Annotated in this window: 14 protein-coding genes; 7 read left to right on the forward strand and 7 right to left on the reverse strand. The window is 68.0% G+C overall.

The features are described 5' to 3' along the window. Window positions 1-6: 6 nt before the first annotated feature. From ACYVLQ_RS22465 to ACYVLQ_RS22475, 3 genes are all read right to left on the reverse strand, one after another. A complete protein-coding gene (locus tag ACYVLQ_RS22465; protein ID WP_460699469.1) occupies window positions 7-1,659 on the reverse strand; it encodes an acyl-CoA synthetase in 1,653 nt (550 codons plus the stop codon). A gap of 344 nt (window positions 1,660-2,003) precedes the next feature. Further along, window positions 2,004-3,545 carry an acyl-CoA synthetase gene (locus ACYVLQ_RS22470; RefSeq protein ID WP_460699470.1) on the reverse strand — a complete coding sequence of 514 codons (1,542 nt, stop codon included), beginning with the start codon at window positions 3,543-3,545 and terminating at the stop codon, window positions 2,004-2,006. A gap of 30 nt (window positions 3,546-3,575) precedes the next feature. After that, window positions 3,576-4,613 carry an LLM class F420-dependent oxidoreductase gene (locus ACYVLQ_RS22475; RefSeq protein ID WP_460699471.1) on the reverse strand — a complete coding sequence of 346 codons (1,038 nt, stop codon included), beginning with the start codon at window positions 4,611-4,613 and terminating at the stop codon, window positions 3,576-3,578. A gap of 82 nt (window positions 4,614-4,695) precedes the next feature. On the opposite strand from ACYVLQ_RS22475, the gene ACYVLQ_RS22480 reads away from it, so the two are divergent. The 5 genes from ACYVLQ_RS22480 to ACYVLQ_RS22500 are packed head-to-tail and all read left to right on the forward strand — an operon-like array spanning window position 4,696 to window position 9,201. Then, window positions 4,696-5,694, forward strand: a complete 999-nt coding sequence (locus tag ACYVLQ_RS22480) for a Zn-ribbon domain-containing OB-fold protein (protein ID WP_460699603.1) — start codon at window positions 4,696-4,698, stop codon at window positions 5,692-5,694. 15 nt (window positions 5,695-5,709) lie between these two features. Next, window positions 5,710-6,741 (forward strand): thiolase domain-containing protein, encoded by a 1,032-nt coding sequence (locus tag ACYVLQ_RS22485; RefSeq protein ID WP_460699472.1) that lies wholly within the window; start codon window positions 5,710-5,712, stop codon window positions 6,739-6,741. Then, window positions 6,738-7,907, forward strand: a complete 1,170-nt coding sequence (locus ACYVLQ_RS22490; RefSeq protein WP_460699473.1) for a thiolase domain-containing protein — start codon at window positions 6,738-6,740, stop codon at window positions 7,905-7,907. Before ACYVLQ_RS22485 ends, ACYVLQ_RS22490 begins: the two co-directional genes overlap by 4 nt. Next, window positions 7,904-8,788 carry a TIGR03619 family F420-dependent LLM class oxidoreductase gene (locus tag ACYVLQ_RS22495; RefSeq protein WP_460699474.1) on the forward strand — a complete coding sequence of 295 codons (885 nt, stop codon included), beginning with the start codon at window positions 7,904-7,906 and terminating at the stop codon, window positions 8,786-8,788. Before ACYVLQ_RS22490 ends, ACYVLQ_RS22495 begins: the two co-directional genes overlap by 4 nt. Then, window positions 8,785-9,201 (forward strand): nuclear transport factor 2 family protein, encoded by a 417-nt coding sequence (locus ACYVLQ_RS22500; RefSeq protein ID WP_460699475.1) that lies wholly within the window; start codon window positions 8,785-8,787, stop codon window positions 9,199-9,201. Before ACYVLQ_RS22495 ends, ACYVLQ_RS22500 begins: the two co-directional genes overlap by 4 nt. Window positions 9,202-9,214: 13 nt before the next feature. Here the strand turns inward: ACYVLQ_RS22500 and ACYVLQ_RS22505 are convergent, their stop codons facing one another. Beyond that, window positions 9,215-10,471, reverse strand: a complete 1,257-nt coding sequence (locus ACYVLQ_RS22505) for a cytochrome P450 (RefSeq protein WP_460699476.1) — start codon at window positions 10,469-10,471, stop codon at window positions 9,215-9,217. A 134-nt stretch (window positions 10,472-10,605) separates the two neighbouring features. On the opposite strand from ACYVLQ_RS22505, the gene ACYVLQ_RS22510 reads away from it, so the two are divergent. Further along, window positions 10,606-11,772: a steroid 3-ketoacyl-CoA thiolase gene (locus ACYVLQ_RS22510; RefSeq protein WP_460699477.1), complete on the forward strand. Its 1,167-nt coding sequence runs from the start codon at window positions 10,606-10,608 to the stop codon at window positions 11,770-11,772. Between the two features lie 358 nt (window positions 11,773-12,130). After that, window positions 12,131-12,547 (forward strand): helix-turn-helix domain-containing protein, encoded by a 417-nt coding sequence (locus tag ACYVLQ_RS22515; RefSeq protein WP_011207048.1) that lies wholly within the window; start codon window positions 12,131-12,133, stop codon window positions 12,545-12,547. A 254-nt stretch (window positions 12,548-12,801) separates the two neighbouring features. On the opposite strand, the gene ACYVLQ_RS22520 is transcribed toward ACYVLQ_RS22515, so the two are convergent. The 3 genes from ACYVLQ_RS22520 to ACYVLQ_RS22530 form a co-directional block, all read right to left on the reverse strand. Further along, window positions 12,802-13,827: a hypothetical protein gene (locus tag ACYVLQ_RS22520; protein ID WP_460699478.1), complete on the reverse strand. Its 1,026-nt coding sequence runs from the start codon at window positions 13,825-13,827 to the stop codon at window positions 12,802-12,804. Between the two features lie 88 nt (window positions 13,828-13,915). Beyond that, on the reverse strand, window positions 13,916-14,428 hold the full coding sequence (locus ACYVLQ_RS22525; RefSeq protein ID WP_460699479.1) for an ImmA/IrrE family metallo-endopeptidase: 513 nt from the start codon (window positions 14,426-14,428) through the stop codon (window positions 13,916-13,918). 11 nt (window positions 14,429-14,439) lie between these two features. After that, the gene (locus ACYVLQ_RS22530) at window positions 14,440-15,729 is read right to left on the reverse strand and encodes a hypothetical protein (protein WP_460699480.1); all 1,290 of its coding nucleotides are present in this window, start codon (window positions 15,727-15,729) and stop codon (window positions 14,440-14,442) included. Window positions 15,730-15,809 lie beyond the last annotated feature (80 nt).

Here is a 15,809-nt window from a genome sequence, read left to right on the forward strand (position 1 = left end):
GGCGACCTACTTGGTCGTGGGGGCGGGCGCGTCCTCGTCGGCCGGGCGCGATTCCGCGTGCGAGTGCGCCCACTTGTAGTCGGGCTTACCCGCGGGCGAGCGCTTGATCTCCTCGACGAACCACAGGCTGCGCGGCATCTTGTAGGAGGAGATCTCCTGGGTCAGCATCGGGCGCAGCTCGTCCAGGGTCGGCCGCTTGCCGCCGCGACACTGCACGACCGCGCACACCCGCTGCCCCCAGCGCTCGTCGGCGACGCCGATCACCAGCGCGTCGAAGATCTCCGGATGCGACTTCAGCGCGCCCTCGACCTCCTCGGGGTAGATCTTCTCCCCGCCGCTGTTGATACTCACCGACCCGCGGCCGAGCATGGTGACGGTGCCGTCCTCCTCCACCCGGGCGTAGTCGCCGGGGATGGAGTAGCGAATCCCGTTGAACTCCTTGAAGGTTGCCGCAGTCTTGACCGGGTCGTTGTAGTAGCCGACCGGGATGTGGCCCTTGCGCGCGAGCATGCCCACCTGCCCCGAACCGGGCGCGACGGGATTGCCCTGTTCGTCGAGCACCGCGGTCGAGGCGTCGATCTTCACCCGCGGACCGCCGGTGTGCGTGGCGCCCTTGGACGCGACGGCCAGACCGCCGAAACCGGTCTCCGAGGCGCCGATCGAGTCGGTGATCATCGTGGTCGACAGCAGCTCGATGAACTCGTCCTTGAGCGACGGCGAGAACAGCGCCGCGCTGCTGGCCAGGGCCCACAGGTTCGAATGCTTGTACGGCTCACCGGTTTCCGGGTGACCGGCCTTCAGCGCGTCGAGCATCGGACGCGCCATGGCGTCGCCGGTGATGAAGATGAGGTTGACGTTGTGGCGGTCGATGGCCTGCCAGACGCCGTGCCCGGTGAACTCCGGCAGCATGATCGCCTTGCCGCCGTCGAACAGGCTGTGGAAGGTGGCCGCCTGCGATCCGCCGTGGATCATCGGTGGGATCGGGTAGCGGGTCAGCTGCGCGTTGCTCGCGCCGTTCTTGGCCTGCTGCCATTCGTCTTCCACGTATTCGCCGGTCATGAAGTTGATGCCGCCGCCGAGCACGCGCCACCAGTCCTCTTGGCGCCACATCACGCCCTTGGGCATGCCGGTGGTGCCGCCGGTGTAGATCATGAAAATGTCGTCGGGCGAACGGTCACCGAAGTCGCGCTCGCCGGACGTCGTCGCCAGCGCGGCTTCGTATTCCACCGAATCGGGGGCGGTCGGCACCTCGGACTCGGTACCGTCGTTCACCACGATCACCGCCTTCAGCTTCGGACTCGCCGGACGGACGGCCGTCACCCGGTCGCTGTAGCGCCGCTCGTGAATCAGCGCGACCATATCCGAGTTGTCGATGATGTACTGCAACTCGTTCTCGACATATCGGAAGTTCACGTTGACCATCACGGCCCGCGCCTTGAACACCGCGATCATGGCCTCCACGGCCTCGATGGTGTTGCGGGAGTAGATGCCGACCTTGTCGCCCGGCCGCACACCCTGCCCCTGCAGGTAGTGCGCGAGCCGGTTGGCTCGATCCTCGAGCTCGGCGTAGGTCACCGAGCGAGTGTCGTCGGCCAGCGCGACGCGGTCCGGCACGAGGTCGATGGTGTGTTCGACAAGGTCCGCTATGTTGTGGCTCACAGGACAAAAATAGAACGTGTTCTTGGTCCTGACAAGAGCCAATTTACACCGTTTACGAATACCTCTGTTCGACGATAGGCCCCCGCCGGTGGCGCCGTGAGCGATTCGATGAAATACGTTGTGGTCCAACGACTTATGCCCCACCTGGCATCGCCCAGGTGGGTTTCAGCCGAGCACCCGACCGGACTACACCGGTCGACAGCACTCGCATCAGTACGGTTCTGTTATAACTGTTAGCTATTAATCTTCCTCACCAGTCATTCCGGCATGCTTTTGGCCGGAATCCACCTCGCATCGCAGAGATTCCGGCCAAAAGCGCGCCGGAATGACTGGGAGACAAAGCGCTACGCCTTCACATACCGATCCCGGATCTTGCGCTTGTAGAGCTTGCCGTTGGGGTCACGGGGCAGCTCGTCCATGTAGTCGATGCTGCGGGGCAGTTTGTACTTCGCCAGCCGACTTGCGGCGAACTCCATCAGCTCCCGCGTGAGGGCCGCGTCGCCGACCACACCCTCGGCGGGCTGCACGACGGCCTTGACCTCCTGACCCCAATCCTCATGCGGCAGACCGAATACCGCGACATCGGCGACCTTGGGATGGGTGATCAGCTCACCCTCGATCTCGACGGGATAGATGTTCACCCCGCCGGAAAGGATCAGATCCGAGCGCCGGTCGTGCAGGAACAGGTAGCCGTCGGAATCCATGTGGCCGATGTCGCCGACGGTGAACAGATCGCCGACGCGCGCATCCTCGGTCTTGGCCTTGTCCTTGTGATACTCGAAATTGGAGCCGCCCATCCGCATGTAGACCGTGCCGATCTCGCCGGGCGGCACCTCGTTGCCGTCGTCGTCGAGCACCTTGACCACGGCGTACGGCCACGCCTTGCCGACCGATCCGGGCTTCTCCAGCCACTCCGCACCGCTGATGGACGTCCCGCCGCCCTCGGTGGCGGCGTAGTACTCGGTGACGACCGGGCCCCACCACTCGAGCATTCGGCGCTTGGTCTCCTGCGGGCACGGCGCCGCGCCGTGGATCATGCAGCGCAGCGACGACACGTCGTATTTCGCGCGAACCTCCTCCGGCAGCGCCAGCAGCCGGTGGAACTGGGTGGGCACCATGTGACTGTGGGTGACGCGGTGCCGGTCGATCAGCCGCAGCATCTCCTCGGGTTCCCACTTGTCCATCAGAACGACCTTGTGCCCCAACTGAATCGAGATGGAGGCGAAGTTCAGCACCGCGGTGTGGTACAGCGGCGAGCCGCAGATATGGACGTGGCCGTCGAACGGCTGGATGCCGAACAGTCCGAAGAATCCGGTCGCCTGCGGCCCGACCACATCGGGGTCAGCGCCGGTGAGCGGACGCCGAACCCCCTTGGGACGCCCCGTGGTTCCCGACGTGTACAGCATCGGCGCACCGGTGGTGCGGGCGTCGGGCCGCCCGCTCTCCCCCGCACCCAGTTCCTCGAGCGGCCGAAAGCCGTCCACCGAACCAACCGAAAAACGCGCGTCCGCAGGAACTTTCGCCTCGTCGGCAGCACCGCGGGCGGCCGCGGCGAAACGCTCGTCGGCGACGAACGCCTTCGCCTCGCTGTCGCCGAGGATGTAGGCCACCTCCGGACCGGTGAGATGCCAGTTCACCGCGACGATGTACAGCCCGGCCTGATACGCCGCGAAGTACACCGCGAGCGCCTCGGCGGTGTTGTGCACCATCGACACCAGCACGTCCCCGGTGCGCAGGCCACGCGCCCGCAGGCCGCGGGCGAACCGGTCGGCCTGCGCGGCCAGTTCCGCGTAGCTGACCTCCCGGCCCGACGGATCGACCACCGCGATCTTTTCGGGTGCCGCGGCGGCAATATTCCACAATCCCAGCTGCTGTGCCTGCTCCATCGAAGTCACTCCTCGAACTTAGAACGTGTTCTACACATGGACAAGAGGTGCGAGGCGCTCGAATTGCGCCGTATCGCGCACCCCGACCAGGAGCATGGTGACCCCCGCCTGTTCCCACACCTTCAGCTGGTCGCGCACGTGCGCCTCGTCACCGATGATGGTGGTGTCGAGGATCAGCTCGTCCGGCACCGCGGCCGCCGCCTCCTCCTTCCGCCCCGACCGGAACAGGCGGGTGATCTCGTCGACCTGGTCGGCGTATCCCATGCGCCGGTACACCTGGGCGTGGAAGTTCAGCTCCTCCGCGCCCATGCCGCCGATGTAGAGCGCCATGAACGGGCGCAGCCGATCGAGTTCACCTCGGGTGTCGTCGGTGAGAATGACCTGCGCGGTGGCGGCGATCTCGAAATCCTCCCGCGAACGCCGGGCACCCGGCCGCGAGAAGCCCTCGTCGAGCCATTCGTCGTACATCCCGGCCAGCCGCGGCGTGTAGTAGATCGCCAGCCAGCCGTCCGCGATCTCGGCGGTCAGCGCCACATTCTTGGGCCCCTCGGCACCCAGCCAGATCGGCAGATCCGCACGCAGCGGGTGTGTGATCGGCTTGAGCGGCTTGCCCAGTCCGGTCGCGCCCGGCCCGGTGTAGGGCATCGGGAAATGCGGCCCCTCGCTCACCACCTTGCCCTCCCGCGCCAGCACCTGCCGGATGATCCCGACATACTCGCGGGTCCGCTGCAACGGCTTGGCAAACGGCTGGCCGTACCAGCCCTCCACCACCTGCGGACCCGAGACGCCGAGGCCGAGGATGTGCCGCCCGCCGGTGAGGTGGTCCATGGTCAGCGCCGCCATGGCCGTGGCCGCGGGCGTGCGCGCCGACAACTGCACCACCGAAGTGCCCAGCCGCACCCGGCTGGTCTGCGACCCCCACCAGGCCAGGGGCGTGAACGCGTCCGAACCCCACGATTCGGCGGTGAACACCGCGTCGAATCCGGTTTCCTCGGCGGCGGCCACGAGTGCTCCGACATTCGACGGCGGCTGGGCGCCCCAATATCCGAGCTGCAATCCGAATCGCATTCCACGTCCTTCCGTCGCATGGCTACTATTGCCACCAGAATAAGAACCTGTTCTACTCGATATCGTGACTCAGGGGAACACCATGACCGGCACAATCGCCGAGGGAAGTGGGCCTGGAACGGGAACCGTTCCGGACGTGCTCGCCGCAGAACTGCGCATGAAGTTCGACTACACCCGCTCGGTCGGACCGACCATCGGCCGGTTCCTGACCGGGCTGCGCGACGGCCGCATCGTCGGCGTGCGCGGATCCGACGGCCGGGTGTTCGTGCCACCGGCCGAATACGATCCGGTGACCGCCGATCAGCTCACCGACTTCGTGGACGTGGCCGATGTCGGCATCGTGCAGAGCTGGAGCTGGGTTCGAGATCCCTTGCCCGGCCAGCCTTTCGATCGTCCGTTCGCCTGGGCGCTGATCAAGCTCGACGGCGCCGACACCGCGCTGCTGCACGCGGTCGACGTGGCCTCCGCCGACGACCTGCGCACCGGGATGCGGGTGCGGGCGCGCTGGGCCGCCGTCCGCACCGGCAGCATTCACGACATCGCGTGCTTCGAACCCGGCGAGACCTCGGCCGCTCCGAGCGCGGCTGTCGAAACAGAGCCCGTCACGGGCATCGTCACCCCGATCGACCTGCGCTACAAGCACACCGCCGCGCCGCAGGAGACCGTCTACCTGCGGGCCATCGCGGAGGGTCGCCTGCTCGGCGCCCGCGCCTCGTCCGACGGCAAGGTGTACTTCCCGCCGCGCGGCGCCGACCCGCGCACCGGCGAGCCGACCGACGATTACGTCGAACTCGCCGACACCGGCGTCGTCACCACCTTCTGCATCGTGAACGTGCCGTTCCAGGGCCAGCGCATCAAGCCGCCGTACGTGGCCGCCTACGTGCTGCTCGACGGTTCCGACATTCCGTTCCTGCACCTGGTGCTCGGCTGCGAGGCGAGCGAGGTCCGGATGGGCATGCGGGTCAAGGCCTCCTGGAAGCCCCGCGAGGAGTGGACCCACGAGGGCCTGGACAACATCTCGCACTTCGAGCCCACCGGCGAGCCCGACGCCGACTACGACTCCTTCGCGCAGCATCTGTAGAGAGGCGCAAATACCTTGAGCGACAACACATCCGATATCGCGGTGGTGGGGTTCGCCCACGCACCGCACGTCCCCGAGACCTACGGCACCACCAACGGCGTCGAAATGCTGGCGCCGTGCTTCCGACACCTGTACGACAAGCTCGGCATCAGCGTCTCCGATATCGACTTCTGGTGCTCCGGGTCCTCGGATTACCTTGCGGGCCGGGCCTTCTCGTTCATCTCCGCGATCGACTCGATCGGGGCGGTGCCGCCGATCAACGAATCGCACGTGGAGATGGACGCCGCCTGGGCGCTGTACGAGGCGTGGGTGAAACTGCGCTCCGGACAGGCGAAGACGGCGCTGGTGTACGGATTCGGCAAGGCCTCCGCCGGGACACTGCGCCAGGTTCTCACCCTGCAGACCGATCCGTACCTGGTCGCCCCCCTGTGGCCGGACGCCACGTCGATGGCCGGGCTGCAGGCCCGGGCCGGGCTGGACGCTGGTCGCTGGACCGAGCGGGATATGGCCGCGGTCTCCGCCACCGATGACGCCGAGATCGAAAAGCGGCTCGCCGCACCGTATGTCGCCGATCCGCTGCGCGAGCACGATATCGCCCCGATCACCGACGGCGCCGCCGCGATCGTGCTGGCGGTGGGCGATCGAGCGCGCGAACTGTGCGAGCGCCCGGCCTGGCTGACCGATATGGCACATCGCATCGACACCCCCATCCTGGGCGCCCGCGATCTCACCGTCTCCGCCTCTGCCACTGCCGCTGCCCAGGCCGTAACCGGTGGCGACACTGGCGGATTCGATATCGCCGAGCTGCACGCGCAGTTCAGTCACGAGCAGCTGATCCTGAAAGAGGCTCTCGGCCTGGACGATTCGACCCGTATCAACCCCTCGGGCGGGCCCCTGTCGGGCAACCCGATGTTCGCGGCGGGCCTGGAGCGCATCGGCTTCGCCGCGACGCAGATCATGAACGGCGACGCCGGGCGCGCCCTCGCCCATGCGGCGAGCGGCCCTGCGCTGCAGCAGAACCTGGTGGCCAAACTGGAGGCACGATGACCAACCTCGCCGCGGTGCTCGGCACCGGACAGACCCATCACGTGACGAAACGATCGGACGTGTCCATGGCAGGCATGTGCCGAGAGGCGATCGACCGCGCGCTCGCCGATGCCGAGCTCACCATGGCCGATATCGACGCGGTCGTCGTCGGCAAGGCGCCGGATCTGTTCGAGGGCTCCATGATGCCTGAGCTGTTCCTCGCGGATGCGTTGGGCGCCACCGGAAAACCACTGCTGCGCGTGCACACGGCGGGTTCGGTCGGCGGCTCGACCGGCATCGTCGCGGCCAATCACGTCCAGGGCGGCGTACACGGCAAGGTGCTGGCGGTGGCGTGGGAGAAGCAGTCGGAATCCAATGCCATGTGGGCGCTGTCGAATCCGGTCCCGTTCACCAAGCCGGTGGGCGCCGGTGCCGGTGGATATTTCGCGCCGCACGTGCGCGCCTACATCCGCCGCGCCAACGCGCCGCTGCACATCGGGGCCATGGTCGCGGTGAAGGACCGCCGCAACGGCTCGAAGAATCCCCTGGCCCACCTGCAGCAGGCCGACATCACCATGGAGTCGGTGCTGGCCTCGCAGATGCTGTGGGATCCGATCCGCTTCGACGAGACGTGTCCCTCCTCCGACGGAGCCTGCGCGATCGTGCTCGGTGACGAGTCCTCGGCCGCGGCCGCGGAGGCCAGCGGAAAGAAGGTCGCGTGGGTGCACGGCACCGCGATGCGCACCGAACCGCTCGCCTACGCCGGTCGCGACCAGGTCAGCCCGCAGGCCGGGCGCGAGGCCGCGGCCGCGCTGTGGCGGCAGGCCGGGATCACCAATCCGCTGGAGGAGATCGACGCCGCCGAGATCTATGTTCCCTTCTCCTGGTTCGAGCCGATGTGGCTGGAGAACCTGGGCTTCATGCCCGAGGGCGAGGGCTGGAAGCTGACCGACGCCCGGGAGACGGAGATCGGCGGGAAGCTGCCGGTCAACCCGTCCGGCGGCGTGCTCAGCTCCAACCCGATCGGTGCCTCGGGCTTGATCCGCTTCGCCGAGGCGGCCAAGCAGGTGATGGGCCGCGCCGGGGACTACCAGGTCGACAACGCGCGCAAGGCCTTCGGGCACGCGTACGGCGGCGGTTCGCAGTACTTCTCCATGTGGGTCGTGGGCTCGGAGCGTCCCGAATGAAGTTCACGCTCGGTGTGGCGATGAGCCCGCTGGAGCAGTTGCCGGAGCTGGCGAAAACCGCCGAAGAGTGCGGGTTCTCGTCGATCGCGCTGCCGGATTCGCTGTTCTACATGCAGGAGCAGGCGGCGAAGTACCCGTACACGCCCGACGGCAACCGGTTCTGGGGTCCCGAGACCCCCTGGGCGGATCCGCTGATCGCCGCCACCGCCATGGCCGCGGCCACCAGCAGCATCCAGTTCTACACCAACGTGCTGAAGCTGGGCTCCCGCAATCCGCTGCTCCTGGCCCGGCAGGTCGGCTCGGTCGCGGCCCTGAGCGGCGACCGGTTCGGATTCGGGGTCGGAATCGGCTGGGCTCCGGAGGAATTCGAATGGTGCGGCGTGCCATATGCGCGCCGCGGCGCCCGCGTGGACGAGATGATCGAGGTCATCCGGCTGGTACTGGGCGGCGGGATGGTCGAATTCCACGGTGAATTCTTCGATTTCGGACCGTTGCAGATGAGTCCCGCGCCGAAGCGGCCGGTACCGTTCTACATCGGCGGGCATACCGAGCCAGCGTTACGCCGCGCGGCCCGTGTAGGCGACGGCTGGTGTTCGGCAATGATGAAATACAAGGACATCTGCAAAACCATCGGCAAACTCACCGCGCTCCGCGCCGAATACGACCGGACTGACCAGTCTTTCGAAATCCAGGTCGTATGTATCGATCGTTTCGGGCGCTCTGGCTACTCGGAACTTGCGGCCGCGGGAGTCACCGACACCATCGTGGTGCCGTGGGTGTTCGACGGCCTCGGCTTCGATGCCGACTTGGCCGCCAAGCAGGAGTCGCTGCACCGCTTCGCCGAGCAGTTCATAGCCGATCCGATCGGAGTTCCCGCATGACAACGACCACCGAACACCCCGCGCGCATCGCCGGGCGCGCCTCGCAGGCCGCGGTGCGCGCCCGCGACAAGGCCGCCTGGCTGGAGCTTTTCGCGGCCGACGGCATAGTGGAGGACCCGATCGGGCGTTCGCATTTCGACCCCGAGGGCAAGGGCCACCGCGGCCGCGATGCGATAGCGGCGTTCTGGGACAAGGCGATCGCGCAGACCGAGTCGATCGAGTTCGTCTTCGACGACTCCTTCGCCTGCGGTAACGAGGTCGCGTTCACCGGCCTGATCCGCACGCACATCGGCGGCCAGGTCATCGACGCCGAGGGCGTGTTCACCTACCGGGTCGACGAGGCGGGCAAGATCGCCGCCCTGCGCGCCTTCTGGGAGACCGAGCGGGCGATGAAGACGATGAAACCAGCGTGAAGGCGTCTTGTCGTCAGTGCGCCACCGGGCAGCCCGCGGTCTTGTAGTCGACCTGGAACTCCTTGATGCCGTTGAGCCAGCCCGACTGCAGGCGGCGCGGATCGCCGAGCTGGGAGATGTCGGGTAGGTGGTCGGCGATGGCGTTGAAGATCAGGTCGATCTCGAGCCGGGCCAGGTTGGCGCCGATGCAGAAGTGGGCGCCGGTGCCGCCGAAGGCCAGGTGCGGGTTGGGATCCCGCAGGATGTCGAAGGTGAACGGGTCGTCGAAGACCTCTTCGTCGAAGTTCGCCGAGCGATACATCATCACCACTCGCTCGCCCTTCTTGATCCGCACGCCGCTCAGCTCGGTGTCCTCGAGCGCGGTCCGCTGGAACGAGGTGACGGGGGTGGCCCAGCGGATGATCTCCTCGGCCGCGGTCTTGGGCCGCTCGGCCTTGAAGAGCTCCCACTGATCCGGGTTCTCGAGGAAGGCGATCATGCCGTGCGTGATGGCGTTGCGAGTGGTCTCGTTACCGGCCACCGCGAGCAGGATCACGAAGAAGCCGAACTCCTCGGAGGTCAGCGACTCCCCGTCGATATCGGCATTGACCAGCTCGGTCACGATATCGCTGGCGGGACAGCCCTTTCGCGCCTCGGCCATCTGATACGAGTAGCCGAGGATCTCCGCGGACGCGGCCACCGGGTCGGCGGTGGACTCGGGATCGTCGTAGCCGGTCATGTCGTTGGACCACTGGAAGACCTTCATCCGGTCCTCCTGCGGCACCCCGATCAGCTCGGCGATCGCCTGCAGCGGCAGCTCACACGCCACCTGCGTCACGAAATCGCCGGATCCGGCCGCCGCGGCCGTCTCGACGATCGACTTGGCCCGCGCCGACAGCTCGGCGCGCAGCCCGTTGATCGCGCGCGGCGTGAAGCCCTTGGAGATGAGCTTGCGCATCCGCGTGTGCTGCGGCGCGTCCTGGTTGAGCAGCACGAACCGCTGCAGCTCGATCTGCTCGCGGGTGATGTCGTCGTTGAAGCGCGGGATCGCGGTGTTCTCGAAGTTCGAGAACACGTCGCTGCGCCGCGACACCTCCTTGACGTCGGCGTGCTTGGTGAGCACCCAGAATCCCTCGTCCCGGAAGCCGCCGGTGCTGGGCGACTTGGGGTTCCACCAGATCGGGGCACTGCGGCGCAGCTCGGCCAGCTCTTCGACCGGCACCCGCTGGGCCCAGATCTCCGGATCCGTGACATCGAAACCGTCGGGAACGTTCGGCCGCGTCGTGCTCACCAGCTGTCTCCTTCGAATAACTGAAACAGGTTCTATCGCCATTGAAGCATAGGCGGTAGAACTAGTGAAGAAGCGGATAACTAGACTGAGAATGATCGCAGAACCTGTTTCAGTTTCTGCCCGAAAGGAATGACATGGGCACTCCCGTCATCGTCGAGGCCGCGCGGACGCCGATCGGCAAACGCGGCGGCTGGCTGGCCGGACTGCACGCCGCCGAGGTGCTGGGCGCCGCCCAGCGCGGCGTGCTCGAGCGCGCACACGTGGACCCGGCGCTGGTCGAGCAGGTCATCGGCGGCTGCGTCATGCAGGTGGGCGAGCAGGGCAACAACGTCACCCGCACCGCCTGGCTGCACGCCGGACTCCCCTGGCAGACCGGCGCCACCACCATCGACGCCCAGTGCGGCTCGGCCCAGCAGGCCAACCACCTGATCGCCGGGCTCATCGCCGCCGGCGCCATCGATACCGGCCTGGCCTGCGGCGTCGAGTCCATGAGCCACGTGCCGCTGGGCGCGAACGTCGGCGAGAACGCCGGGCCCCGCCGCCCCGCCAGCTGGGATATCGACATGCCCAACCAGTTCGAGGCGGCCGAGCGAATTGCCAAGCGGCGCGGCATCACCCGCGACGACATCGACGAATTCGGCGTTCGCTCACAGCGTCTGGCGGCGCAGGCCTGGGCCGAGGGGCGTTACGAGCGCGAGGTGCTCACCGTCACCGCGCCACAGGTGGACAAGGAGGGCAACCTCACCGGCGAGAAGTTGGACGTCGATCGCGACCAGGGCCTGCGCGACACCACACGGGAAGGCCTTGCCAAGCTGAAGCCGGTGCTCGAGGGCGGCATCCACACGGCCGGAACGTCGTCGCAGGTCTCCGACGGCGCCGCCGCGGTACTGCTGATGGACGAACAGGCCGTAGCCCGTGCGGGTTTGCGCCCGCGCGCCCGCATCGTGACGCAGGCGCTGGTCGGCGCGGAGCCGGAGTTCCATCTCGACGGTCCGGTGCAGGCGACCAGCCGACTGCTGGAGCGGTCGGGCATGAGCATGTCCGATATCGACCTCTTCGAGATCAACGAGGCGTTCGCCTCGGTGCCGCTCTCGTGGGCCTCGGTACACCGTCCGGACCTGGACCGGGTCAACGTCAACGGCGGCGCGATCGCACTCGGGCATCCGGTGGGCAGCACCGGATCGCGCCTCATCACGACGGCCCTGCACGAGCTGGAACGGTCGGACAAGTCGATCGCCATGGTCCTCATGTGCGCCGGTGGCGCACTTGCGACAGGCACGATCATCGAGAGGATCTCGTAACCCCCCGCTTTCAGGGGCAAAGGTTGAATCTTCATCCCCTAAACCGACAAACGTGGCGTACGACACACAATGCGCGGTACAGAAGGACGGATGAGATGTCAGCTATCCTGCGGCTACCGAAGGCCCGGCGAGCGAGACCCGCTCGACGGGCCAATACCGGGCTCCACCAGCGGTTCCCAACAACCGGTGCGGTGGCCCGCAAACGCCGCGGCCACAACCGCTTCCCGAACCGGTCGCCTGGAAGCTTCAAGGAAATCACGAATCAGGCGTAGGTTTTCAGTTACTCAGCCGCTAATATCAATGATACGTATCCGAGATAACGACTGTTAGTACAGCGAAGGGAATTGGGCGGCTCACAATGGCTGATTTCGCGGCGCGGCTGAACAAGCTGTTCGAAACCGTGCATCCCCCGGGGCGTAAGCCGCACACCAACGCCGAGGTGGCGGCTGCGCTGACGGCCTCCGGCCATCCGATCTCGAAACCGTATCTCTCGCAGTTGCGGTCGGGACAGCGGACCAACCCGTCCGACGAGACGGTGGCCGCGTTGGCGAAGTTCTTCAAGGTCAAACCGGACTACTTCTTCAACGACATCTACGCTGCCAAGATCGATCACGATCTCGAGCTGCTGTCCCAGCTGCAGGGCTATGGACTGCGTCGGTTGTCGAGTAGGGCGTTCGATCTTTCCGAGGAATCGCAGAACCTCCTCACCTCCATGGCGGAGAAGCTGCGAGCGAGCGAGGGTCTGCCCGAGATCCCGCCGGACGGCACGGAATAGCAAGTCCCACAAGGCGACACAGTGCGGTGACTCGGAGCCGCGCTGTGTTTGTTTTGCGGCTGAGACCGAAGCGGGAACGCTTCGGCCTCAGCTGTGTCCGCACTCGGCTCGGACCCGCCGGGTCCATGCCATGCCCGGACGCACTTCCGGCAATGTGACCCACGCCGCAATACCGGTCGGTCGGGCGAATCCCCGGCGTCTGTGATTCGATCTGCCCGCGCCGAACATTGTGACCGCCGGGGCACCAGCGTTGTTCAGCCCCGCTGGGACGCGGCGGGCCGCGGCTCGGCCGGGGTGGCGTCGAAGGCCCGGGCGATGGCGCGCACCCAGCCGCGCGGGCTCATGCCCTCGGGCGGCCTGATCCAGCGCGCGTCGACGATCACGTCCCCGAGCGGATGGCGCGCCCAGTACGCGACCTTGTCGGCCCGCTCGCTGACCGACCCCGCCGGCTCGCCCGCGACCACCAACTCCATGCCGCCGCCGGACTGGACGTAGAGCGCGTCCATGATCTGCGCGACCTGATCGGAGGCCCTGAGCTGCGTGCTGGAGGGGGTTTTCTCGGAGGCCACCACCTCGGGGAAGCGGCCGACCATCGTGCGATGCAGGGGCCGAATCTGCCGCAGCAGCAGGCGCGCTCGCGCCCACAGCTCGATCACGATCCAGACCGCGCCGATCGCGATGAGCAGGCTCGCCACCTGCCACGCGGGCCAGTACCACCCCGCCTGCCCCGGTCGGGCCGGTGCCACATCCATGGCCAGGCGGCGGATCGACAGCACCGCCAGCACGCCGACCAGGATGGTTCCCGAGGTGTAGAGGGCGATCCCGCGGCCCAGGCCCGTCCAGTCCAGATTGCGCAGGCCGGTGAAGGCGACGAAAACGCACGCCAGCAGCGTCACCACCCAGCCGAACAGGATCGACCACGCCAGCGTGATCGCGATGGCGACGATTCCGGCGGCGTAGATGAGCGCGCCGATCTGGCGCAGGTTCTGCCGCGACACGACCGGCCAGGCCGCCGCGGCCACCACCGAGGTCGCCACGGAGAACAGCAGCCATGCCGACACCTGGATCCGGTCGGCGAGCATCTGGCCGCGAATTCCGTTGGGCAGCAGGTGGTCCAGGGCCACGCCGACCTCGGGGATGGATACCGTGGCGGCCGCGGCGACCGCCGCCACGGCGACCACGATCGCGACCCGCGCGGTCGTGGCGGGCTTCACCAGGACGCGTCCGACGCGGGCGCCGGCGGCCATCCAGACCAGCAGGGCAGTCAGCCAGAACGTCATGCCGTCACCTCGCTCGAGCTGTGTCCCAGGTCGGATGACCGAGGGCCCTCCGTGGTTACGCAGGCTGCCGCCTCCGGGCCTGACTCGCTCATCCGAGTGCCTCGTCGAATCGCAGGACCGAGACGCCGGCGCCCCGGTTGTGGAATACGCGCAGCCGGGTCATCAGCATGCTGGCGAAGGTCTCTGCCTCCCACTCGCATTGGTCGTCCTCGCCGTCGTCGACGATCTGCTGGTGCGCGCGCTGGCTGAGCATGTAGGCGATCAGGTCGTCGTCTGCCTCCAGGGTCACCGCGGGAGCCGGTTCGCCGGGATGGTCGAAGATGATGTGCCCCAACTCGTGTGCGAGCGTGTGCTCACGGCTCGGCAGCGCCGAGGCCAGCACGATGATGTCCTTGTCCGGGTAGCTGCGGCGCTGTCCGCAGACGCCGGGACCCAGTTCGCCACTGGCGATCTCGATCGGGCGGCGGCGCTCCGCCGAGATGGCCAGCACCACCTCGTCGAGTGTGGTGGCGTCGAAATCGGCGGCCACCGCGCAGACCGCGTCGACGGCGGCCGCGACCCGGCGATAGGAGCGATTACTTTGCGTGCGACTGTCCGTCATCGGTCACCCCCTCATGCCCTCGGTCCGAAGAACTCCGCACGGGCGGCGTCGATGCGCGCCTGCGCGGCCGAGGCGCTCTGGAAGCTCACCGCGCCGGATCCGGCCGCGGCCAACGCCATCGCGGCCACGCCGCCGACGACGCTCAGCACCTTGATGGGCGGCAGCAGGCCGCTGTCGGCGGTGGGGCGCACATTCGGCTGCGCCTGCACCGGCGCGGGCGGCGCGGCGGGCGGTGGGGGTGGCGCGGGCGGCGGGGGCGCCGCGGGCGGGGCGGCCACGGGAACCGGTGGTGGCGCGACGGCGGGGAACGCCGGAACGGGCGGTACCGGCGCGGGCGGCACGGCGAGCGGCGGCGCGGGCACGGCAGGCGGGGGCGGCACCGGAACCGGCTGCAGGAGCAGCAGCAGAAGCAACGGCGACATCACCGCCGCCGAGCCCACCGCGGCAGAACCGGTCGCCGCCGAGCCCGTGCCGAGCAGCGCGGCCATTGCCGAACCCGTCCCCACAGCAGCGGAACCCGTTGCCGCAGAACCTGTCCCGAGCAGCGCGGCCAGCGCCGAACCCGTACCGACCGCAGCGGAACCCGTTGCGGCCGAACCGGTGCCGAGCAAGGCAGCCAATCCCGAACCGGCGCCCACCGCGGCGGAGCCGGTAGCGGCGGAACCGGTGCCCAGCAGGGCCGCCAGCGCCGAACCGGTACCCACGGCAGCGGAACCCGTTGCGGCGGAACCGGTTCCGAGTAGCGCGGCCAGGGCGGCTCCGGCGGCGGAACCCGTGCCCGCGACGGTCGGGCCGACCACGGACCCGGCGCCCGCGAGCGCCGAACCCGTTCCGGCGCCGGCGGATCCGACCGCGGCCGAACCGGTGACGCCCGCCGCGGAGCCCGTACCGAGCACCGCGGACCCGGCGCCCGCACCCGCGGAACCCACCGCGGCGGAACCCGCGCCCGCGGTGGCGCCGAGGGCGGCGGATCCGGTGCCGAGCACACTGGCCGAGCCGGTGCCGAGGAGCGCGGGCAGATCGAGCAGCCCGATGTCGGCGGCCGCGGTGTCCTGCGCCGGCGGGGCCTCATCGGGTCGCGACGCCGAGACCTCGCTCGGCGGAATCACCGGATCGGTCGAGCGGCCCGGGATGGAGAGGGGAGCGCCGTCGTCCTTGCCGCTCGAGCCCGACCCCGGACCACCGGGGCCGCACTGCGGACAGGGGTTGGGCTGCGCCTGCGCCGCCAACGGGCCCAGTAGGCCGCAACCGGCGACGATCCCGGCCACTGCCACTACGCGCGCTATGCGACCCATGGTCATGCGCTTGCCTTCCCCTCATCTTTCAGCGCAGATCTGCACCCGGTCGCGATCACATCCGGGAATACAACGGATGTCGATCA

The sequence above is a fragment of the Nocardia thraciensis genome (genome assembly GCF_054782435.1).

Excerpts from the sequence above, each read along its gene's own strand:
- ACYVLQ_RS22470 (WP_460699470.1), bottom strand. The coding sequence starts at position 3,545 with ATGGAGCAGGCACAGCAGCTGGGATTGTGGAATATTGCCGCCGCGGCA.
- ACYVLQ_RS22475 (WP_460699471.1), bottom strand. The coding sequence starts at position 4,613 with ATGCGATTCGGATTGCAGCTCGGATATTGGGGCGCCCAGCCGCCGTCG.
- ACYVLQ_RS22480 (WP_460699603.1), top strand. The coding sequence starts at position 4,696 with ATGACCGGCACAATCGCCGAGGGAAGTGGGCCTGGAACGGGAACCGTT.
- ACYVLQ_RS22490 (WP_460699473.1), top strand. The coding sequence starts at position 6,738 with ATGACCAACCTCGCCGCGGTGCTCGGCACCGGACAGACCCATCACGTG.
- ACYVLQ_RS22495 (WP_460699474.1), top strand. The coding sequence starts at position 7,904 with ATGAAGTTCACGCTCGGTGTGGCGATGAGCCCGCTGGAGCAGTTGCCG.
- ACYVLQ_RS22500 (WP_460699475.1), top strand. The coding sequence starts at position 8,785 with ATGACAACGACCACCGAACACCCCGCGCGCATCGCCGGGCGCGCCTCG.
- ACYVLQ_RS22510 (WP_460699477.1), top strand. The coding sequence starts at position 10,606 with ATGGGCACTCCCGTCATCGTCGAGGCCGCGCGGACGCCGATCGGCAAA.
- ACYVLQ_RS22515 (WP_011207048.1), top strand. The coding sequence starts at position 12,131 with ATGGCTGATTTCGCGGCGCGGCTGAACAAGCTGTTCGAAACCGTGCAT.
- ACYVLQ_RS22520 (WP_460699478.1), bottom strand. The coding sequence starts at position 13,827 with ATGACGTTCTGGCTGACTGCCCTGCTGGTCTGGATGGCCGCCGGCGCC.
- ACYVLQ_RS22525 (WP_460699479.1), bottom strand. The coding sequence starts at position 14,428 with ATGACGGACAGTCGCACGCAAAGTAATCGCTCCTATCGCCGGGTCGCG.
- ACYVLQ_RS22530 (WP_460699480.1), bottom strand. The coding sequence starts at position 15,729 with ATGACCATGGGTCGCATAGCGCGCGTAGTGGCAGTGGCCGGGATCGTC.